Raw genomic sequence first — 20,902 nt, 5'->3', positions numbered from 1 at the left:
AACTCCACGAGTCGCTGCGCGCCGGCGGCTACTCCCTTCTCCCTTCGGGGGAAGGGGCCCCGCAGGGGCAGATGAGGGTACGGGCGCAGCCTCGCATACCCAAATGCAGCGAGACGCTGCGCGCCTTACCCTCACCCCAACCCCTCTCCCGGGGGGAGAGGCGCTTGCGGCCGCTCAGCGCAGCAGCACCGATACGCCGAGGCCGCCCTGCCAATCCGACGTCGGCGCGGACAAGCCGCGCAGCACCGACAGGTCCAGCTGCACGCGCTGGGCGATCAACCAGGTCAGCCCGGTGCCGAGCGCGCGCATCTCGTCCTCGCCGCCGCCGATGCCGGCTTCGGCATAGGCGCTGAGGTCGCCCCGCGCGTAGAACGTATAGCTCGGCGACACGGTCCAGCCGTGGCCGTCGTCGCTGTCGCTGAGGTTGGCGTACAGCGCGACATTACGGCCGCCGTCCAGGTCCCAGCCGGCGCTGACGCCGAGATCGTAGCGATGCCCATCGTCGCCGTACGGCGCGCGCCCCACCGGTACCGCGGCGGTGCCGAGCACAGCCCAGGAAAACGTGTCGCGCGTGCTCGGCAACGCCCATTTCAAACCGATGCTGGCATCGCCGCCGCCATGCCCGCGGAAATCCTCGCCGGTGCCGCGCACACGCTGCCAGACCTGGCTGTCGATGGCCAATTGCAGCTCCGCCTGCGCGCTCAGGCCGATCCGCAGGCGGCTGTCGGCCACGTACTCGGTTGTGTGCACGCCGCCGCTGCGGTCGTAGCTCACGTCCGACAGCGCCTGCTCCCAGGCGATGCCGCCGGCCGGCAGGGTCTGCGACGCGAAGCCGATGCCGGGGCGGTCGAACGCCGGCGCGTCGTCGGCATGGGCGACGCTTGCGGCGCCCAGAGCGCCGAGCGCCAGCGCGCAATGCAGGAACGCCGCGGCGCGATGCGTTGCGCATGCGCCGCGGCTGCGGACCTGCACGCGCAACGGCGCAACGGAACTGGCTGTGGTCATGGTCTGCCTCCGCAAGAGCGAGCGCCCCCGCTCACGGCGCCGTGCCCGATTCTGCCTGCACCGCCTTGAAGTGCGCCGTGAAGCCCGGCAACAGCAGCCGATTGCCGTAGCCGCTGAGGTGATCGGCATCGAAGAACAACGGGTGCCCGTCGCGCATGCCGGCGCAACGCTGCGGCTCGCACAGCACCGGCAACGGATCCCAGACCGAGGCATGCGGCAGCCGCGCGGCGATCCGCTGCAGGCTCTGCAGCACCGGCGCGCGGTAGCGTTCCATCGTGTCGCGCTGGATCTGCGTGCCGCGCGCGCAGATCGCGTTGCCGCGGTTGAACCAGTCCGAACAGCGGTACGGCGGCGCACGCAGCAACGGCTTGGGCGCCTCGAACACGATGCGCACCCCGCGCTGCGCCAACGGCTGCAGCAACGCGACCGCCGCCTCTTCGCCGGCAGCGCGTACCGCCTGCGCCTGCGCACTGTCCTGCTCGGCCATCACCGCCGCCTCGTCGAACAGCTGGGTCTGCTCGGCCAGGCGCAGCAGGCGCAGCGCCGGCAGGAACAGCACGTCGCCGTCGCGCGCATGCGCGGTGACATCGGCCAGGGTGCTGCGCTCGTAGGCCTGGCAACCGGCGTGCGTCGCCTGCCAGGCCTGCAGGCCCACGATCGGACACCCGCCGACGCCGTACAGGCGCACCGCCACACCGCTCTGCAGCGCGAAGCGGCGCAGCAGTTCGTTGTAGGCCAGCGCATGCGAATCGCCGGCGACGAACAGCTGGGTCGGCTTGCGTGGCGTCTCCAGGCCGCGGTCGCGCAGGTCGCAATCGCCGCGCTCGAACAGCTTGGCGCTGCCGACCTGCAACTCCGCCCGTCCGGTCTTCAGCGTGCAGTGCGGGAACTCCTTGCGCATGCCCTTGGCATACGCGTACCAGTCCAGCGGATGCCGGCTCACCGTGCTCAGCGAGTAGTAGCGCTGAGTGTCCAGCAGCAGCGCATGCACGCCGGCGGCGAGCAGGATCAGGCCCAGCCCGGCGACGATGGTGCGCGCCGGCGTGCGCGCCTTGCCGATGCGGCCGCTGCGCCATGGCAGTTCCACCCAGCGGTACGAGGCGATCGCCAGCGCCGCCACCAGCAGCAGCGCCACCGCTTTGGCCAGCGCCGACTCCAGGCCCACGGTCCAGCGGAACAGCACGAACACCGGCCAATGCCACAGGTACAGCGAATAGGAGACGCGGCCGATCGCCACCACCGCGCGCTGCGACAGCGCCCGCTTGATCCAGCCGGCCGGCGCGCCATGCAGCAATCCCAGCAGGCCCAGCGTACCCAGTACCGGCCACAGGCCGTCGGGCCACGGCGAGTACCCGGGGCGCGCACGCCACAATCCGTAGCCGACCAAGCCCAGCGCCAACGCCAGCAGCGGCGAACGCCAGTTCCAGGCCGCACGCGGCGCCGGCGCAGCGCCGGCGTCGAAGCGTCCGCTCAGTGCCAGCGCCTGGTACAGCAGCACGCCGCTGCCCAGTTGCCAGAAGCGCGCGGTGGTCAGGTAGAACGCAGCGCCGGCCTCGCCGCCACCGCGGCTGCGCAGCAGCGCATACGCCAGCGAGCCGGCCGAAGCCAGCGCCACCAGCAGCGTCGACCACGCGCGGCCGCGGCCACCACGGTTCCAGGCCAGGAACAGCAACGGGAACAGCAGGTAGAACTGCTCTTCCACGCCCAGCGACCAGGTATGCGTGTACGGATTGAACTCGGCCTTCGGCGAGAAATAATCGTTGTCGCTGGCGGCCAGCACCCAGTTGCTGAGGCCGACGAAGGCCATGCGCCCGGTCTTGGCGCTGGTCTCGCTCAACCAGGAGTCGGGAATGAACAGGCCGCTGGCCAGCGCGGTCGCCAGCAGGCAGGCCACCAGCGCCGGCGCGATGCGGCGCATGCGCCGCGCATAGAACTGCGCGAACACGCCCCAGCTGCCGGCCGCCGGCAAGCGTTGCAGCGAGGCGCTGACCACGAAGCCGGAGATCACGAAGAACACGTCGACGCCGGTGAACCCGCCCGGCAGCCAGGCCGGATCCAGGTGGTAGGCGATGACCGCCAGCACCGCGAGCGCGCGCAGTCCGTCGATATACGGCAGATAGCCGCCCGCCGCGTGCGCGGGCGACGACGGGTGCAGGCGCCCGGCCCCTGCGCGCCCCATCCCTGGGAAAGCCACGCTTACCAGACCAGGTCGTCGGGGATCTGGTACTTCGGATCGGCGTAGGGATCCTCTTCGGCCGTGGCGTTCGGATCGACCCGCAGCGCCACCGACGCCGGGAAGATCGCCTCGGCCTGATCCAGCAGCGCCGCGGCCACCAGCAGGTAGCGACCGTTCTGCTGCAGCACGCCCAGCTCGCCGGCATTGAGCGCCTTGAGCTGCTCGGCGGTGACGTAGATGCGCTTGATCTTGCCGCCATAGGGGAAATGGCGGGCGATGTCGGCCTCGGCGTGATTCAGCGCCTGGTCCTTGAGCAGTTCGTCGAGCCTGGCCCGCGCCTCGCGGCGCAGCCGCGCCTGTTCCTGCTTGAGCCGCTCGGCCTCGATGCGCTCGTCCTTCTCGCGCTGCGCACGGATCGCATAGGCCTTGGCCAGGTCGATGTCCTCGCGCGTGCGCGGCGGCCGTGCGGCATGCGGCCGCGCCGGCTGCTGGCCAGGCGCGCCCTGCGGCCTGCCCGCGGCATGCGGGCGTTCGCCACGCGCGCCGGCCGGCTTGTGGCCGTGCGCCGGACGCTGGCCGGGCCGCCCTCGCGAGGGCGGCGCGGGCGTGGCGTTGCGCTCTGGGCGTTCGGGTTTCGGCACAGGCTTGAAGCCCAGGCCCAGCAGCTGGTCGCGGAGGGTATCGCTCATCGTGGCAGGATCGGATCGGTATCAATAATGCGGAGGGGGTGGTTCGTCGGCGGCATCGGCATACAGCGTGCTGCGCACCTTGCCCAGGTCTTCGAGCAGATGGCGCAGCAGCGTGGCGTTGCGTTGGCTTTCGGCACGCGCCTCGGCCAACGCATCGCTCACCTCGGACAGCGCCTGTTCCTGGAAGGACAGGCGCGTCTCCAGCTCGATCAACCGGTTCTCCAGCAGTCGATCCTGGGTGGAGAAATCATGCTTCACTGATCGAACGCCCGCGGCCGATGCCATAGTAAGCGAGGCCGAAGGTCTCGATTTCCTGCGGATCGTAGAGATTGCGGCCGTCGAACACCACCGCGTCGCCGAGCAGTTCCTTCATCCGGGTGAAATCCGGGCTGCGGAACTGCTTCCACTCGGTGACCACGACCAGCGCATCGGCGCCTTCCAGCGCCGCGAAGGCGTCCTCGCAGAAACTCAGGTCGCCGCGTTCGCCGAAGATGCGCTTGGCTTCCTCGGTCGCCTCCGGATCGTAGGCACGCACCGTCGCCCCGGCCTCCCACAGTTGCGCCAGCAGGCGGCGGCTGGACGCGGCGCGCATGTCGTCGGTATTGGGCTTGAACGCCAGGCCCCACACCGCGAAGGTCTTGCCGGCCACGCTGGCGCCGCCGTAGTGGCGCTGGATCAGCTCGTACAGATGGCCCTTCTGCGCCTCGTTGACCGCTTCCACCGCATCCAGCAGCTTGGCCTCGTGGCCGTACTGCTGCGCGGTGCGCGCCAGCGCCTGCACGTCCTTGGGGAAGCACGAGCCGCCGTAGCCGGCACCCGGGTAGATGAAGTGCCAGCCGATGCGCGGATCCGAGCCGATGCCCTGGCGCACCTTCTCCACGTCGGCGCCGACCCGCTCGGCGATGTTGGCGATCTCGTTCATGAAACTGATCTTGGTCGCCAGCATCGCGTTGGCCGCGTACTTGGTCAGTTCGGCCGAACGCACGTCCATCTCCACGATGCGGTCGTGGTTGCGGTTGAACGGCGCGTACAGGCGGCGCAGGCGCGCGGCGGTGCCCGGCTTGCTGCTGCCGATCACGATCCGGTCCGGACGCATGCAGTCGGCGACCGCGTCGCCTTCCTTCAGGAATTCCGGATTGGACACCACGTCGAACTCGATCGTCTCGCCGCGCTTTTCCAGCTCGGCGGCGATCGCCGCGCGCACCTTGTCGGCGGTCCCGACCGGCACCGTCGACTTGTTGACCACCACGGTCGGTCCCTGGATGTGCTGGCCGATGGTGCGGGCCACCGCCAGCACGTACTGCAGATCGGCGCTACCGTCCTCGTCCGGCGGCGTGCCGACGGCGATGAACACGATATCTCCATGCGCGATGGCGCTGGCCGCATCGGTTGTGAAGAACAGCCTCCGTGCGGCGTGATTGGCCTTGACCATCGGCGAGAGGCCAGGCTCGTAGATCGGGACCACGCCCTTGTTGAGCCCATCCACTTTGGCTTGGTCGATGTCCACGCATACCACGTGATGGCCTACCTCGGCCAGACAGGTTCCGGTGACAAGCCCGACATAGCCGGTGCCGAATATCGCTACGCGCATGTAATCTCCTTTCGGTTATTGAAGGATGCCCAACAGTTCAACGTCGAAGGTGAGCATGGAATCCGGGCCGATCGGGCCGCCCGGCGTGCCCTGCGGGCCATAGCCCAGGTTCGACGGAATCCAGAAACGGTACTTGGAGCCGACCGGCATCAACGCCACGCCCTCGCTCCAGCCCGGCACCACCTGGCTGAGCGAGAACTCGGCCGGCTGCCCGGTCTTGTACGAGCTGTCGAACACCTCGCCATTGAGCAGCTTGCCTTCGTAGTTCACCCGCACTTTGCTGGTCGGCATCGGCCGTTCGCCGCTGCCCTGGCGCAGCACCATGTACTGCAGGCCCGACGGCGTGGTGACCACGCCCTTCTGGGTCTTGTTCTGGGCCAGGAAGGCGTTGCCCTTCTCGCGGTTCTCGGTCGACGCGGCGGCCTGCTTGGAGGCGCTGTAGGCCTGCAGCGTGGCGGCCGCCTGCTCCTGGGTCATCGCGGTGTCGCCCTTGGCGAACACGGTACGCACCGCGCCCATCAAGGTGGCCAGATCGATCTCGTTCTGGATCCGCGCCAGCGACGGGCCGACCGCGCGATCGCCGAGCATCAGGCCCACGTTCTGCTTGGACACCGGCGGCGGCTGGCTGCCCGGCGCCATGCCCGGGATCGGCTGCCCGGCGCGCGCGGCCATCTGCGTGCGCAATGCGGTGTCGGTGGCCTGCGCCTGCTCGTCGGACAGCAGCGGCTTGCCGCCCTTGAACGCGTTCTCGATCGCGCGCTGCATGGCGTCCAGGTCGATGTCCTGGGCGATCGGCTCGAACGAACGCGCCACATCCATGCCGATCGCGTAGCTGACCTTCTGCTTCTCGCTGCCCAGCGCCGCCGGCTTGGCCGCCGCCGGCGCCTGCGCGGACGCGGCGCCCGCGACCACCGCCATCCCCATCAACAGCGACGCCACGGCGCCGCGCATTCCCATCTTCATTCGCTACGTTCCTGGAAGTGAATTAGAGGCGCCGCCATGGCGCAGAGGCCGCATTGTCGCATGCGCGGCAACGATATCGACCCGGATTCAATGTGATCCCGGCTGCGCTTTCAGTTCGCGTTCGATGGCCGCACGCAAGGACGGATCGTCCGGCGCGATCTTGCTGGGGAACTGCGCGACCACGCGACCGTCGCGCGCGATCAGATACTTGTGGAAGTTCCAGCCCGGCGCCACGCCGGTGGCCTGGGTCAGTTGCTGGTACAGCGGCGTCGCCTCGGCGCCGAGCACATGCACCTTCTCGAACATCGGGAACTTGACCCCGTAGGTCAGCGTGCAGAATTCCTGGATCTGCTTCTCCGATCCGGGCTCCTGACCCTTGAAGTCGTTGGACGGGAAACCGAGCACGCTGAAACCCTGCGCGGCGTAGCGCTGCTGCAACTGCTCCAGGCCGTCGTACTGCGGGGTGAAGCCGCATTTGCTGGCCGTGTTGACCACCAGCAGCACCTTGCCGCCGTAGGTCTTGTTCAGATTCACCTTGTCCTTGCCGGCCAGCGGACGGTAGTCCAGGTCCAGCAAGGAGGCCGCCCAGGCACTGCCGACGGTGCCGGCAGCGGCCAGGATCGCGAGGAAAAACAAACGCTTGGATAGTTTCATCAGGGCACCGTAAGAGGAAAAAAGAAACGCGCAGGCACTAGGCCATGAGTTGGGGCGATCGCCGTGTTGACATGACGTGTGACGGTGTTATAGTTAAATACAACACCACTCACCCAGAGCAGGGCCAACGATGAACCTCCAACGCATGCAGCGCAGCCTTCCGGCCATGGTCATCGTCGGCGCCCTGTTCTCGGTGAGCTGGGTCGGCGCCCAAGGCAGCCAGGGACGGTCGCCCGATTATGGCGCCAGCGAGCCGCAGGAAGACAGCCACGCCCCTCCCGCCGCGCCCGCGCCGGTGCGGCGGATGCGTGCATCGCTGTCGATGCCCTATTTCTCCTTCGCGCACACCCTGCGTCCACGGAGCTGACCATGAGCGATATCCAATGGAGCGATGGCGCTCCGATCTACCGCCAGCTGAAGGATCGCGTGATCGCGATGATGCTGGACGGCATCATCAAGCCCGGCGACGCGCTGCCCTCGGTGCGCCAGGTCGCCGCCGAATACCAGCTCAACCCGATCACCGTCTCGCGCGCCTACCAGGAACTGGCCGACGAGGCCCTGGTCGAGAAGCGCCGCGGGCTGGGCATGTTCATGACCGAGGAAGCGGCCAAGAAGCTGCGCGGCAGCGAACGCGACCGCTTTCTCAACGAAGAGTGGCCACTGGTGCTGGAACGGATCCAGCGCCTGGGCCTGACATTGGAAGACTTGTTGCCACCGGGGAAAACACCATGACTGCCGCTGTCGCCGCATCCGAATCCGTCGTCTCCGCGCGCTCGCTGCGCAAGACCTACAACCACAAGCCGGCGCTGGCCGATGCCTCCTTCGCGATCGCGCCGGGCCGCATCGTCGGCCTGATCGGCCCCAACGGCGCCGGCAAGACCACCGCGCTGAAAGCGGTGCTCGGCCTGACCGCGGTGGAGGGCGAACTGCGCGTGCTGGGCATGGACCCGCGCAAGCAGCGCAACGAGTTGATGAACGACGTGTGCTTCATCGCCGACGTGGCGGTGCTGCCGCGCTGGATGCGGGTGCGCGAGGCGATCGACTTCGTCGCCGGCGTGCATCCGCGCTTCGACCGCGCCAAGTGCGAGCGTTTCCTGGCCAACACCAAGCTCACCCCCAAGCTGCGCGTGCGCGAGATGTCCAAGGGCATGATCGTGCAGCTGCACCTGGCGCTGGTGATGGCGATCGACGCGCGCCTGCTGGTGCTCGACGAACCCACCCTGGGCCTGGACATCCTGTACCGCAAGGAGTTCTACCAGCGCCTGCTGGAGGACTACTTCGACGAACAGAAGACCATCGTCATCACCACCCACCAGGTCGAGGAGATCGAGCACATCCTCACCGACGTGCTGTTCATCCGCGACGGCCGCATCGTGCTCAGCGCCGACATGGAGCACATGGCCACGCGCTACACCGAACTGCTGGTGCCGGCCGAACGCATCGACGCGGCGCGCGCGCTGCAGCCGATCGACGAGCGCGGCCTGCCGTTCGGCAAGACCGTGTTCCTGTACGACGGCGTGCCGCAGGCGCAGCTGGCCGCACTCGGCGAAACCCGCAATCCCGGCCTGGCCGACCTGTTCGTCGCCATCATGAAGGGGACCTACGCATGAACGCACCCGCAAAGTCCATCTCTGCCCTGACCACCTTCAAGTGGCTGCTGAAGCGCGAATACTGGGAAAACCGCGGCGGTTTCCTGTGGGCGCCGGTCATCGCCGGCAGCGTGATCACCGTGCTGTACGCGGTGCTCGCGCTGATCGGCACCGTGGCCGGCCGCGGCAACGATACCAACAGCATCAACTGGGACGGCGGCCCGCAAAAGGTCAACGAGATCATCGGCGCCGTGGGCGACGGCACCATGCTGGCCGGCGTGTTGCTGGCCTGCATCGTGCTGGGCTTCGTGGTGTTCTTCTACGCGCTGGGTTCGCTGTACGACGACCGCCGCGACCGCAGCGTGCTGTTCTGGAAGTCGCTGCCGCTGTCGGACTTGAACACGGTGCTGTCCAAGGCCGCCTGGGCGCTGCTGCTGGCGCCGATCGTGGCGATCGGCATCGGCTTGCTGATCGGCATCGCGCTGTGGGTGATCACCGCATTGACCCTGTCGGTCAACGGCGTGCAACAGAGCGGCGCCGTCTTCACCCACTCGCATCCGCTGCGCATCATCGGCGGCGTGCTGTCGAACCTGCCGATCTACGTGATGTGGTCGCTGCCGACCATCGGCTGGCTGATGCTGTGCTCGGCCTGGGCGCGTACCAAGCCGTTCCTGTGGGCGGTGCTGATCCCGGTCCTGGGCTGCGTGATGGCGAGCATGATGGGCATCCTGCCGATGCTGCACGTGAACCACAACGCGATCTGGTACACGGTGGTCTACCGCGGCCTGCTGAGCGTGCTGCCGGGCACCTGGCTGCCGGTGCTGAGCGAGAGCGCGCCGCCGGCGCAGATCGACGGCGCGCAGGACCTGGCCAACGCGATCCAGCTCAGCGATGCCTGGCGCATCTTCCAGAGCGCTGACATCTGGATCGGCGCGGCGGTCGGCGTGGCCTTCATCGTCGCGGCGATCTACCTGCGCCGCTGGCGCGACGAAGCCTGATCCGCACCGCTCTTTCTCTTTCCCGATTCCCTCTTTGCATATGGAGTTCACGATGATGCGCAAGACCTTGCTGCTGTCCGCGCTGCTGCTGGTACCGGCCCTGGCCCTGGCCGACGAATGCCGGCATTCGGAGCCACGCAACCTGAAACTGGACCTGGCCGGCGCCAAGAATGTGATCTTCGACGCGCAGCAGAACAACCTCAAGCTGACCGGCGCCAGCAGCGGCGCCGCGTTCGAACTGCGCGGTCGCGCCTGCGCCTCCGATGCGGACATGCTGAAGGAATTGACCGTGCGCCAGCGCCGCGAAGGCGACACGCTGATCGTGACCCTGCAGCACGACGGCAAGATCCACGGCATCAGCTCGGGCACCCGCTATGCCTACCTGGACTTGGCCGGCAGCGTGCCCAGTTCGCTGCCGGTGCAGTTGCGGCTGGGCTCCGGCGATGCCGACATCGGCGGCGTGGCCTCGCTCGACGCCACGGTCGGCTCCGGCGACCTGCATGCGCACGGCGTGCGCGGCGCGGTCAGCGCCACGGTGGGATCGGGCGACATCGAGCTGCGCGACATCGGCAGCCTCAGCCTGCCGACGCTGGGCTCGGGCGACGTCAAGGCGAGCCAGGTCGGCGGCGACGTCAAGATCGGCACCGTCGGCTCCGGCGACCTGACCGTGCACGGCGTACGCGGCGCGGTGCAGATCGGCAGCATCGGCTCCGGCGATGCGCAGCTGCGCGACGTGACCGGCAGCGTGGCGCTGCAGTCGATCGGCTCCGGCGACCTGGAAGTCAGCGGCGTCGGCGGCAACCTCACCGTGGAGCGGGTCGGCAGCGGCGACATCCACCACAGCGGCGTGCGCGGCAGCGTCAACGTGCCCAAGCCGCGCTGAGCCGCGGCCTTCCCTTCTCGCTTCGACCGAGGACACACCCATGCAGCATCGTTCCCTGGCGCCAGCCGGCGTCGCCCTGATCGCGCTATTGGCCCTGGCCGCCTGCCAGCCCTCGACGCCGCAGTCCGACCGGACCACCAGCAACACGCCCAGCGCGCGCAGCCTGAGCTTCGACAACGGCGACATCACCCTGAAGGTGTCCGGGCAACCGCCGGCGACCATCACCCGTGCCGGCGACCTGCTGATCGACGGCAAGCAGGTCGCGGTCAGCGCCGAGCAGCACGCCTTGCTGGTGTCCTACCGCGCGCAACTCGGCGCGGTCGGCATGCAGGGCCTGGAGGTCGGCAAGCAAGGCGCCGCGCTCGGGGTGAAGGCGGCCGGCGATGCGCTGGCCGGGGTCATCAGCGGCAACACCGACCACGTCGGCGAGAACATCGAGGCACAGGCCGAGAAGCTCAAGCAGGAAGCGCTGAAGATCTGCGCACAGGTGGCGACGCTGCGCCAGGCGCAGGACACGCTGGCGCAGCAGCTGCCGGCATTCCGGCCCTATGCCAGCCTCGATGCCAGCGACATCAGCGACTGCGACAAATCGGTCAAGTAATTGCGGCGGTCCCGGCCTAAAATGGCCGGGACCCTCCTGCTCCGAATCGATCGATGAAGAAGACGCTAGTCGCCTGGTTTTCCCTGGTCTCGCTGTGCCTGCTGCTGGCGGCGTGCGGCGCGCGCGACGGCGCAGCCTCGTCCTCGCGCGCCGAACGCGGCAAGCCGCGCGTGTCGGTGGACAGCATGACCGTGATGCTGCGCCGCGCGCCGGCCGCCAACGCCTCGATCGGCCCCGACGGCAGCCTGCGCATCGACGACATCGAACTGCCGCTGCCGCAGGCGCAACGCACCCAACTGCAACAGCTGTTCATGCACTTGCAGATGCAGCGCCAGCGCACCCTGGAAACCGCGGCGCCGGACCCGAACATGCGCTCGGTCGGCTTTGCCACCACGCCGGAAATCAGCGCCCTGCAGAGCGCGGTGCTGCACGACATTCCGTCGCTGCAGCCTTACCAGGAAAGCTTCGGCAACCTGCAGGCGGAACGGCGCTGAAGTAGCTGGCGCCTGCCGCGCACACGCCATCGGTCCTGGCCGCGGCGGTGACGATGGACGTGCAACGCCGGATCCTGTCGCGGCTGAAGCCGCTCCTACAGCGCACCCGGACATTCCATCGCAGCTCCCCTGTAGGAGCGGCTTCAGCCGCGACAAGCACGGTGGCAAAGGTCCCTGCTTCGGATACCGTCGAGGCCGAAGCCCCTCCCACAGTGCATCCAGGTTGGCGATCCCATAGGGCTGTTGTGCGAGCGACTTCAGTCGCGACGCGCGAAGCTGTGAAGGTGCACGTTTCGGAACTGTGTTGCGGCTGACTGGCCGATCTGCCGGAAGCTCGTCCAGCGGCTCCGGTTTACGCCTCGTGCGACGGCCTGTCGGCTCCCTGGATCCGTTCCAAACGCGATACGCCTGCCCCGCATGGCACGGCTCCCGCCGCACCATGCGAGGCACCGCGCCTCAGCCGCCGCCGCCCGCGCCGGCGTGGATGCCGCCCTTGGTCAGCGCCGCCGGGTCGAGCAGCTTGCGCAGTTCGGCTTCGCCCAAGCCGCTGTCCTCCAGCGCGATCTCCAGCACCGGGCGGTTCTCCTTGTAGGCGCGCTTGGCGATCGCCGCCGCCTTTTCGTAGCCGATGATCGGATTCAGCGCGGTGACCAGGATCGGATTGCGGTCCAGGGTCTGGCGGACCCGATCCTCGCGCACCTTCAGCCCGGCGATCGCCGAATCGGCCAGCAGCCGCGACACGTTGGCCAGCAGGTTGATCGAATCCAGCAGGTTGGCCGCGATCAGCGGCAGCGCCACGTTCAACTGGAAGTTGCCGGTCTGCCCGGCCACGGTGATCGCGGTGTGGTGGCCGATGACCTGCGCACAGACCATCACCGTGGCCTCGGGAATGACCGGATTGACCTTGCCCGGCATGATCGAGCTGCCCGGCTGCAGCGCCGGCAATTCGATCTCGCCGAGGCCGGCCAGCGGTCCGGCATTCATCCAGCGCAGGTCGTTGGCGATCTTGATCAGCGCCACCGCCAGCGCATTGAGCTGGCCGGACAGTTCCACCGCATCGTCCTGCGCCGCCAGGCCTTCGAACTTGTTGTCGGCGCTGTCGAACTTGCAGCCGGTGAGCGCGGACAGGGCCTTGGCCACCTTGCCGCCGAAGCGCGGATCGGCGTTGATCCCGGTGCCGATCGCGGTGCCGCCCAGCGGCAGCCGCCGCAGCCGCTTGAGACTGTCCTGCAGCCGCTCCTGCGCCGAGGCCAACTGCGCCGACCACGCGCCGAACTCCTGGCCGAAGGTCAGCGGCATCGCATCCATCAGGTGCGTGCGCCCGGTCTTGACCACCTTGTCCAGTTGCCTGGCGCGCTTGTCGATGACCTTGCGCAGGTGCTTCAACGCCGGCAGCAGTTGCTCCTGCGTGGCCAGCTGGGCGGAGACGCGGATCGCGGTCGGCACCACGTCGTTGGAACTCTGGCCGAGGTTGACGTGGTCGTTCGGATGCACCGCCGGCGCGCCCGGCTTGGCCGCGCGCGAGGCCAGCGTGGCGATGACCTCGTTGGCGTTCATGTTCGACGAGGTGCCCGAGCCGGTCTGGTAGATGTCGATCGGGAAATGCGCATCGTGCCTGCCGTCGGCCACCTCCAGCGCGGCCGCCTGCACCGCCTTGGCCACGGCCTTGGGCAGCAGCTCCAGGTCGGCGTTGACCCCGGCCGCGGCGGCCTTGATCAGGCCCAGCGCGCGGATGAAGCCGCGCGGCATCGGCTGCCCGGACACCGGAAAATTCTGCACCGCACGCTGGGTCTGGGCACCCCACAACGCCTCGGCCGGCACCTGCAACTCGCCCATGCTGTCGTGCTCGACCCTGAATTTGTCGCTCATTGCGCAATCTCCACATCTGCATAAGAGGAATTCCACCCGGCGCTGTCGCGAGGGACGTCCGGGAAGGCAGGCTGGCGGAGCTGCGGCTGGCGCAGGCATTATCCGCGGCGCAGCGCCCGGCGTCAGCAGTGTGCGCCAGCAGTTGTTAGCAAGGCCTGGAGGCGCGGCGCCGCGGCCGCATGGCGCGGCGGCCGGAACGCGTCACCGCCGCCACACCGCTGCCGGCATGCATGCCTTGCGGGTATCGGCGGCGTGGACATCCCCGCGCAGGAAATGAAGTGGCGGCCAGGCATGAGTCGGGCGCGCCTGGTACAGGCGCGCCCGGATCGAGCACGGGAATCGGCCAGCGGCGGCGCCAATGCCTGGGCACTTCGGCAGCGCCCGGCGCGACATCGCCGCGCGGTCGCGCTCCCGATCCAGGCGCGGCGGCGGCCGCATGGCAACCGGCCGCCGCGATCTGCAATTACTGGCGGTTGCTCTGGAAGACCAGATCGTTGTACTTCTTCAGCAACCGTCCCGGCGAGCCTTCCGGCGCCAGCGTCGGGTTGTCCAGCCAGCCCTGCTCCATGCTGCTGTACGGGGTCTTTTCCACGACCCGCTTGATCCGCGCCTTGCCTTCCTTGCGGAAGTTCTCCGCGGCGGTCTCGAAGCTGTTCCAGTCCAGCTTGCCCGGCTCCTGGTCGGCGACCTTGGCGTGCGCCTCGTCGGACAGCTTGTTGAAGCCGTCGACCAGGCTGGTGGCCTTGTCCGTATCGAACGCGTCTTCCTGCAGCAGGGCGACGATCTCCTTGGCCTCGAGCATCATCGACAGCCGGTAGAACTCGCGGGTGCGGCCTTCGGCCTGCTCCATCGCCTTCAGCTGCTCGCGCTGCGCGGCATCGTTCTGCGCGTCCAGCTCGTCGCTGAACGCCTGGCTCGCCTCGGCGAACTCGGACAGGGCGGTCATCAGCGGCGCATGCAGTTGCTTGCCCTTGGCGAACGCGTCGTCCTGGTAGTCTTCGCGCTCGTAGTAATCGAAGACCTGGTTGCTCAACGGCTGCAGTGTCTTCAGCGCCGCCGCATAGCGCTTCGCGGCCGCATCCAGCGCCGGCAGCACGGGCTTGGCGGCAGCCGCCTGCACCATCGGCGCATCGCAGACCTTCATGTCGTACTCGTCGATCTTGGCCGGCCCGTACACGGTCGTTTCCTTGCCGGTCGGACCGGCAGCGGGATCCTTCATCCAGCGCACATAGGACTGGGCGCCGCGGTGGATGTCCGCATCGACCTTGTTGAAGCACTCGATATATGCGTTGAGCTTGCTGGTCAGCGCCGCGTCCGGATCGCTCGCGGCGTGGTCGGCAGGCGCCTTGCCGTCGGCCGGGGCGGCGGGAGTGGCCGATGGTTTGCCGCCGCAGGCGACCAGGAAAACGGAGACGGCAGCGGCCAGCGCAGCCAGGCGGAAGCGGGAATGCATAGGAGTACGTCCCTGTTGAAAACGGTTACAGCCGCGCATTCTAGCAACACGCATTTGTCCTGCGCCAGCATGCGGACCGTCGCGGAACAAGGCTTCGGTCCGCCGCAGCGGCCGTGTCCACACGCACCCGCCCGCTCGCCGATGTCCTGCGGCTGTCGGCACGGCATGGCCGGTGCGCGGCCGGCGTAGAATATCCGCCCCACCGCTGCCGCCCTGCCCCTGCCCATGTCGGATTCCGCCCTGCTCGCCCTGTCCCCGCTCGATGGCCGCTACGCCGGCAAGGTCGATGCCCTGCGGCCGATCTTCTCCGAATACGGCCTGATCAAGGCCCGGGTGAAGGTGGAAATCGAATGGCTGCTGGCACTGGGCGCCGAACCGGGCATCGCCGAGCTGCCCGCGTTCTCGGCGGCCGCCACGCAGCGGCTGCGCGCGCTGGCCGATCGTTTCGGCGTCGAGCACGCGGCGCGGGTCAAGCAGATCGAACGCACCACCAACCACGACGTCAAGGCGGTGGAGTACTTCATCAAGGAGCAGCTCAAGGACGACGCCGAACTCGGCCCGGCGCTGGAGTTCGTGCATTTCGCCTGCACCAGCGAGGACATCAACAACCTCAGCTACGGACTGATGCTGGAGCAGGCGCGGCGCGAGGTGCTGCTGCCGACGCTGGACGGCGTGGTCGCCTCGCTGCGCGCGCTGGCCCATGCCCAGGCCGCGCAGCCGATGCTGTCGCGCACCCACGGCCAGACCGCCTCGCCGACCACGCTGGGCAAGGAGATCGCCAACGTCGTCGCGCGCCTGGAACGCCAGCGCCGGCAGATCGCCGCGGTCGAGCTGACCGGCAAGATCAACGGCGCGGTCGGCAACTACAACGCGCACGTGGCCAGCTATCCGGACGTGGACTGGCCGGCGTTCGCGCAGCGCTTCGTCGAAGGCCTGGGCCTGGTGTTCAACCCCTACACCACCCAGATCGAGCCGCACGACAACGTCGCCGAACTCGGCGATGCCACCCGCCGCGCCAACACCGTCCTGATCGACCTGGCCCGCGACATCTGGGGCTACATCTCGCTGGGCTACTTCAAGCAAAAGCTCAAGGAAGGCGAGGTCGGCTCCTCGACCATGCCGCACAAGGTCAACCCGATCGACTTCGAGAACGCCGAAGGCAACTTCGGCATCGCCAATGCGCTGTTCGAACATTTCAGCGCCAAGCTGCCGATCAGCCGCTGGCAACGCGACCTCACCGACTCCACCGTGCTGCGCGCGCTCGGCACCGCGTTCGGCCACAGCCAGGTGGCGCTGGATTCGCTGGCCAAGGGCCTGGGCAAGCTGACCGTCAATCCCGAGCGCCTGGATGGCGACCTCAACGCCGCCTGGGAAGTGCTGGCCGAAGCCGTGCAGACGGTGATGCGCCGCCACGGCCTGCCCAACCCGTACGAGCAGCTGAAGGCGCTGACCCGCGGCCAGGGCATCACCGCCGCCTCGATGCAGGCCTTCGTCGAAACCCTGGAACTGCCCGAGGACGCCAAGCAACGCCTGCGCGCGCTGACCCCGGGCGGCTACACCGGCCTGGCCGAGCGCCTGGCGCGCGCGATCTGAGCCAGACGCGCCGGCCGCGCCCTCGCCGGCGCGGCGACGCTGCCTTCGAACCCCGACAAGGAGATATGCGATGACACGGAGTCTGTTTCTCTGCCTGCCGTTGCTGGCGTTGGCGGCCTGCACCCAGCAGCCCTCGCCCTCCGGCACCGAGGCCGCCGTTGCGACCCCACCTGCGGCGGCCGCGCCTGCCGCCGCCACCACGGCCGCGGCACCGATCGCGCCGGTGCCTGCAGTCCCCAGCATGTCGGCACAAGCGACCGGCGACGCGCAGGCCAGCGACCAGCCCAACGGCGAACGTCCGACGCTGATGGTGACCTCGACCAGCGGCACCATCGACTGCGACGGCCACAACCTGGACATCACCGGCCGCGATGCCAGTCTCGTGCTGCGCGGACAGTGCGGCACGATCGCGCTGCTGGGCGCGAACGGCACCTTGCAGATCGAGCATGCCGAAGGCGTGCGCGTGGTCGGCGACAACGCGCAGGTGGTCATGCGCAGCGACGCCAAGAGCGTCGAGCTGTTCGGCCGCCACGGCAACCTGCAGATGGGCCGCATCGAGGAGTTGGCGGTGCCGGGCGACGATAACCAGCTGCGCGCGGTCGCCATCGGGTCGGCGACCCTGCACGGCAGCAAGAACCGGCTCACCCAGCAAACCGGCAAGGCGCAGGTCCAGGACTACGGCCGCGACAACCAGATCGCCGGCAACTGAGCGTGCCGACGCCACGCGGCCGGGCCGCGCACCGCGCTCAGGTCCTGACGAAGATCTCCACGCGCCGGTTCAACTGCCGTCCGGCGGGATTGTCCTGGCCTTGCAACTGGTTCGGCGCCACCGGGCGCGATTCGCCGTAGCCCTTGGCGGACGCCGTCAGCGCCAGTCCGCGTGCCCGTAGCGCCTCGAGCACCGCCGCGGCACGGCGTTCGGACAAGGCCTGGTTGTAATCGTCGCCGCCTTTGCTGTCGGTATGCCCGCCCACTTCCAGGTCGCGCGCCTGCACGGTGCCGAGCGCGGTCGCCAGCGTGTCGAGCACCGTTGCGGCATCGGCGCGGATCTGCGACTTGTCGAAGTCGAACAGGACCCGGTCGTTCAAGGTGATCAGATAGCCGCATGGCGCGCCGGGCGGCGCGAACTTGCGCAACGGCGGGAAGCGCCCGGCCGGCGGCACCTTGGGCAGCGGCGCCATCGCCACCTTGCGCCCGGGCGTGCCGATCATGCCGGTACCGTCGCCATTGTTGCGGATCATTTCGCGCTCGCCGTTCCAGGTGCCGGAACCGTCGGCATTGATGGTCACCAGGCCTTCAGGGCCGTTCCAGGTGCCGCTGCCGTCGCCATTGTTCTGGATCAGGCCGCTGCCGCCGTTCCAGGTGCCTGCGCCCCTGCCGTCCAGCGTGATCAGGCCGGCCGGGCCGTTGTAGCTGCCCGATCCATCCGCCTGCACCCGCACGATCGCGTCCTCGCCGTCGCCGACCGTGCCGTTGATGGTGCCGCTGCCGTCGGCGTTGACCTGGACCAGGCCGCCTTCGAAGTTGGCCGTGCCGCTGCCGTCGGCGTTGATCTTGAACAGGCCGTCCGCGCCGTTGCGCAGCAGATTGCCCTGCGCATCGACGCCGGTGATGCCGGCATCGTTGACCAGCACGCCATCGGTACCGCAGCGCGCCGGCGCGATGCTGACGCCCTGGATCGGATCCAGCGCGCCCTTCATCGACGCTTCCAGCGCACGCTGCGCAGGCGTCACCCCGAGGATTTCCGGGACCACGATCAGCGGAATGGCCGGAAACTCCGGCACGTCCGTCGCAGCGGCGGCCGTGGTGTCGGGCGGGGCGGAGGCCTTGGCCGCGGCAGCTGCCGGCGCGGACGGCGTACCCGGCATGTCCGCGGCCCCACACCCTGCCAACAACAACGACGACAGCAAGATCGGCAGTGAACGCATTCCCTTCCCTCCTGGTCCTGAGGCGCGCACTTCAGCTTGCGCGCAGGCCGCTTGTCAAACCGGCGTCGCGCCGGCGGGCGAACCGCGACGGCATGGGCACGGCGCCCGCCGCGCCCGCAAGCACGCCGCCGCAGCCGCCGCCATGCGCACGGACAACGCAGCGTGCGGCGGGCTGGGCGACAATGGCGGCCATCGCCGGCCTCCACGTCGGCCTCGCCCCTGCCGGACCACCTGCCCATGAACAAACCCGCCTCGTTCCCGATCGAAATCGACGCCACCCGGCAACTGCCGCTGGGCATGCCCGCCGCGCGCTTCCTGCGCGACTACTGGCACAAGCGCCCGCTGCTGATCCGCAACGCCTTCCCGGGCTTCGTCTCGCCGATCGAGCCGGGCGATCTGGCCGGCCTGGCCTGCGAAGAGGCCGCGCTGTCGCGGCTGATCGTGCACGACCGCGCAAACGACCGCTGGAGCGTGCGCAGCGGGCCGTTCCAGGAAAGCGAATTTCCCGGCATGCCCGACCACGACTGGACCCTGCTGGTGCAGGACGTGGACAAATGGGACCCGGACATCCGCGCCCTGCTCGAGCAGTTCCGTTTCCTGCCGCGCTGGCGCGTGGACGACGTGATGGTCAGCTTCGCCGCCCCCGGCGGCTCGGTCGGCGCGCACGTGGACCACTACGACGTGTTCCTGCTGCAGGCGCACGGCCACCGCCGCTGGCAGATCGACGCCAGCGCGTCGATGGGCCGCGCGGCGGCGCCGACCGACTTCCGCGAGGACGTCGAGCTGAAGCTGCTGCGCCGCTTCAGCCCCACCCACGACTGGGTGCTCGGCCCCGGCGACATGCTGTACCTGCCGCCGCTGGTGCCGCACCACGGCGTGGCCGAAGACGCCTGCCTGACCTTCTCGGTGGGCACCCGCGCGCCGTCCTCGGCCGAACTGATCGGCGACTACCTGGACACCCTGATCGACGGCGCCGACGAGGCGCTGCGCTACCACGACGAGGATCTGCAGGTGCCGACCGATCCGTACGAGATCGATGCGGCGGCGATGGGCCGCGTGGTCGAGGCGCTGAACGCGTTGCGCATGAACGATCCCGACCGCCTCGGCGCCTGGTTCGGCCGCTTCATCACCACCTATCGCGCCGCCGGCGAGATCCTGCCGCCGGCCAACCCGCCGGCGCCGCAGGAAGTGGCCGCGGCGCTGGACCAGGGCCTGGTCCTGCAGCGCCACCCGTGGGCGCGGCCGGCCTGGCGCCGGGCCACGCGCGGCGCCACCCTGTTCTGCAGCGGCCTGGAATTCGCCCTGCCGATCAAGGACGCGCGGCGCCTGGCCGCGGCCGAGCACCTCGACGGCGGCGACTACGTGGCGCTATCCGCCGCCGGCCGCGAAACCTTGTTGCAGCTGGTCGAAGCCGGCTTCTACCAGCCGCTGGACGAGAGCGAGCACGGCGACGAGGATGCCGACGCGCACGACTGAGCCGCCCGCCATGCCCGCCGCCCCAGGCTTCCGCATCGAAACGCTCGACCCGGCCCGCCAGGCCGGAGAACTGCGCGCGCTGCGCGAGCAGGCCGGCCTGTCGACGCCTGCGGATGCGGATGCGGCCGAGCAGGCGCTGGATGCGCTGAGCTACCACGTGCTGGCCCGCGCCGACGACGGCCGGCCGCTCGGCAGCGCACGGCTTGGCCCCGAGCAGCGCATCGGCTGCGTGGCGGTGCTGCCGGCTTGGCGCGGTCGCGGCGTCGGCAGCGCGCTGCTGGCCGCGTTGATCGAGGAAGCGCAGCGCCGGGGCTGGCCGCGCCTGGAGCTGCAGGCGCCGCCGGCTACGCTCGATTTCTACGCACGGCACGGCTTCCTGCCGGCCGGCGCGCGCGGCGCCGACGCTGGCGGCGAACGGCAGCCGATGCAACGGCTGCTCGGCGGCGCGGCCGCAGTGGAGGATGCGGCCGCGGCGATCGCGGCCAGCGCCGCGCTGGTCGCGCAGGCGCGGCGCCAGGTGCTGATCTACAGCCGCGCACTGGATCCGGGCCTGCTGGACAGCGCGCCGCTGCTCGCGCAACTGCGCCGCTTCGCGGTGGCCGCGCACGACAAGCAGGTGCGCGTGCTGCTGCACGATGCGGCCGCCCCGCAGCGCGCCGCCGCGCCGTTGCTGGCCCTGGCGCAACGCCTGCCCAGCGTGTTCCGCTTCCGCGAAGTGGTCGATCCGGTCGACCAGGGCTATGCCGCCGCGTACCTGGTCAACGACGGCGGCGGCTACTACTTCCGTGCGCTGGGTCACCGTTACGACGGCGAGACCGACCTGCTCGGCGGCGGCCGCGCGCGCCAGCTGCGCGAGGCGTTCGCGCGGGTCTGGGAGCGCTCGCGCGACTGCACCGAGCTGCGCGCGCTGGGCTGGTAGCGCCGCGCCGCCGCCGCCGAT

21 protein-coding genes are annotated in these 20,902 nt (G+C 69.3%); 11 read left to right on the top strand and 10 right to left on the bottom strand.

Going from position 1 to position 20,902, the window contains the following annotated elements:
* Positions 1-174: 174 nt before the first annotated feature.
* From AB8810_RS10480 to AB8810_RS10450, 7 genes are all read right to left on the bottom strand, one after another.
* The gene (locus AB8810_RS10480) at positions 175-1,005 is read right to left on the bottom strand and encodes a transporter (RefSeq protein ID WP_369916444.1); all 831 of its coding nucleotides are present in this window, start codon (positions 1,003-1,005) and stop codon (positions 175-177) included.
* Between the two features lie 31 nt (positions 1,006-1,036).
* Positions 1,037-3,184, bottom strand: a complete 2,148-nt coding sequence (locus AB8810_RS10475) for an acyltransferase family protein (protein ID WP_369916443.1) — start codon at positions 3,182-3,184, stop codon at positions 1,037-1,039.
* A 17-nt stretch (positions 3,185-3,201) separates the two neighbouring features.
* Entirely contained in the window at positions 3,202-3,870 is a 669-nt protein-coding gene (locus AB8810_RS10470) for a DUF2058 family protein (protein ID WP_369916442.1), read from the bottom strand.
* Positions 3,871-3,891: 21 nt separating this feature from the next.
* Positions 3,892-4,155: a SlyX family protein gene (locus tag AB8810_RS10465; RefSeq protein WP_047325588.1), complete on the bottom strand. Its 264-nt coding sequence runs from the start codon at positions 4,153-4,155 to the stop codon at positions 3,892-3,894.
* The gene (locus AB8810_RS10460) at positions 4,118-5,461 is read right to left on the bottom strand and encodes a UDP-glucose/GDP-mannose dehydrogenase family protein (protein ID WP_369916441.1); all 1,344 of its coding nucleotides are present in this window, start codon (positions 5,459-5,461) and stop codon (positions 4,118-4,120) included. The genes AB8810_RS10465 and AB8810_RS10460 overlap by 38 nt, the downstream gene beginning before the upstream one ends.
* Positions 5,462-5,476: 15 nt before the next feature.
* Entirely contained in the window at positions 5,477-6,424 is a 948-nt protein-coding gene (locus tag AB8810_RS10455) for an FKBP-type peptidyl-prolyl cis-trans isomerase (RefSeq protein ID WP_179565110.1), read from the bottom strand.
* Between the two features lie 87 nt (positions 6,425-6,511).
* Positions 6,512-7,078, bottom strand: coding sequence for a glutathione peroxidase (locus AB8810_RS10450; protein ID WP_369916439.1), 567 nt, complete (start codon positions 7,076-7,078; stop codon positions 6,512-6,514).
* A 130-nt stretch (positions 7,079-7,208) separates the two neighbouring features.
* On the opposite strand from AB8810_RS10450, the gene AB8810_RS10445 reads away from it, so the two are divergent.
* The 7 genes from AB8810_RS10445 to AB8810_RS10415 are packed head-to-tail and all read left to right on the top strand — an operon-like array spanning position 7,209 to position 11,643.
* Positions 7,209-7,445, top strand: a complete 237-nt coding sequence (locus tag AB8810_RS10445) for a hypothetical protein (RefSeq protein ID WP_009603375.1) — start codon at positions 7,209-7,211, stop codon at positions 7,443-7,445.
* 2 nt (positions 7,446-7,447) lie between these two features.
* Positions 7,448-7,810 (top strand): GntR family transcriptional regulator, encoded by a 363-nt coding sequence (locus AB8810_RS10440; protein WP_046980357.1) that lies wholly within the window; start codon positions 7,448-7,450, stop codon positions 7,808-7,810.
* A complete protein-coding gene (locus tag AB8810_RS10435; protein ID WP_179565111.1) occupies positions 7,807-8,688 on the top strand; it encodes an ABC transporter ATP-binding protein in 882 nt (293 codons plus the stop codon). Before AB8810_RS10440 ends, AB8810_RS10435 begins: the two co-directional genes overlap by 4 nt.
* Positions 8,685-9,665, top strand: a complete 981-nt coding sequence (locus tag AB8810_RS10430) for an ABC transporter permease (protein WP_179565112.1) — start codon at positions 8,685-8,687, stop codon at positions 9,663-9,665. The genes AB8810_RS10435 and AB8810_RS10430 overlap by 4 nt, the downstream gene beginning before the upstream one ends.
* A 55-nt stretch (positions 9,666-9,720) precedes the next feature.
* Positions 9,721-10,548, top strand: a complete 828-nt coding sequence (locus tag AB8810_RS10425; RefSeq protein ID WP_179565656.1) for a GIN domain-containing protein — start codon at positions 9,721-9,723, stop codon at positions 10,546-10,548.
* A 40-nt stretch (positions 10,549-10,588) separates the two neighbouring features.
* A complete protein-coding gene (locus AB8810_RS10420; protein ID WP_179565113.1) occupies positions 10,589-11,149 on the top strand; it encodes a DUF2884 family protein in 561 nt (186 codons plus the stop codon).
* A 53-nt stretch (positions 11,150-11,202) separates the two neighbouring features.
* Entirely contained in the window at positions 11,203-11,643 is a 441-nt protein-coding gene (locus tag AB8810_RS10415) for a hypothetical protein (protein ID WP_179565114.1), read from the top strand.
* Between the two features lie 456 nt (positions 11,644-12,099).
* On the opposite strand, the gene AB8810_RS10410 is transcribed toward AB8810_RS10415, so the two are convergent.
* Both AB8810_RS10410 and AB8810_RS10405 read right to left on the bottom strand, forming a co-directional pair.
* Positions 12,100-13,512 carry a class II fumarate hydratase gene (locus tag AB8810_RS10410; protein WP_369916438.1) on the bottom strand — a complete coding sequence of 471 codons (1,413 nt, stop codon included), beginning with the start codon at positions 13,510-13,512 and terminating at the stop codon, positions 12,100-12,102.
* 463 nt (positions 13,513-13,975) lie between these two features.
* The gene (locus AB8810_RS10405) at positions 13,976-14,965 is read right to left on the bottom strand and encodes a YiiG family protein (protein WP_369916437.1); all 990 of its coding nucleotides are present in this window, start codon (positions 14,963-14,965) and stop codon (positions 13,976-13,978) included.
* 225 nt (positions 14,966-15,190) lie between these two features.
* On the opposite strand from AB8810_RS10405, the gene purB reads away from it, so the two are divergent.
* The gene (gene purB / locus AB8810_RS10400; RefSeq protein WP_369916436.1) at positions 15,191-16,558 is read left to right on the top strand and encodes an adenylosuccinate lyase; all 1,368 of its coding nucleotides are present in this window, start codon (positions 15,191-15,193) and stop codon (positions 16,556-16,558) included.
* Between the two features lie 70 nt (positions 16,559-16,628).
* Positions 16,629-17,267, top strand: coding sequence for a DUF3060 domain-containing protein (locus tag AB8810_RS10395; protein WP_369916435.1), 639 nt, complete (start codon positions 16,629-16,631; stop codon positions 17,265-17,267).
* 37 nt (positions 17,268-17,304) lie between these two features.
* Here the strand turns inward: AB8810_RS10395 and AB8810_RS10390 are convergent, their stop codons facing one another.
* Complete coding sequence (locus AB8810_RS10390) at positions 17,305-18,486, bottom strand: OmpA family protein (RefSeq protein ID WP_369916434.1); 1,182 nt, start codon at positions 18,484-18,486, stop codon at positions 17,305-17,307.
* Positions 18,487-18,723: 237 nt separating this feature from the next.
* On the opposite strand from AB8810_RS10390, the gene AB8810_RS10385 reads away from it, so the two are divergent.
* Together AB8810_RS10385 and AB8810_RS10380 are read left to right on the top strand one after the other, a co-directional pair.
* Positions 18,724-19,962: a JmjC domain-containing protein gene (locus AB8810_RS10385; RefSeq protein ID WP_369916433.1), complete on the top strand. Its 1,239-nt coding sequence runs from the start codon at positions 18,724-18,726 to the stop codon at positions 19,960-19,962.
* Positions 19,963-19,972: 10 nt separating this feature from the next.
* Positions 19,973-20,881: a GNAT family N-acetyltransferase gene (locus AB8810_RS10380; RefSeq protein WP_369916432.1), complete on the top strand. Its 909-nt coding sequence runs from the start codon at positions 19,973-19,975 to the stop codon at positions 20,879-20,881.
* Positions 20,882-20,902 lie beyond the last annotated feature (21 nt).

Origin of the sequence: Xanthomonas sp. NCPPB 3005 (genome assembly GCF_041228095.2) — a bacterium.
Classification (GTDB): Bacteria; Pseudomonadota; Gammaproteobacteria; order Xanthomonadales; family Xanthomonadaceae; genus Xanthomonas_A; species Xanthomonas_A bonasiae.
This window is presented reverse-complemented; position numbering and strand designations above follow the sequence as displayed.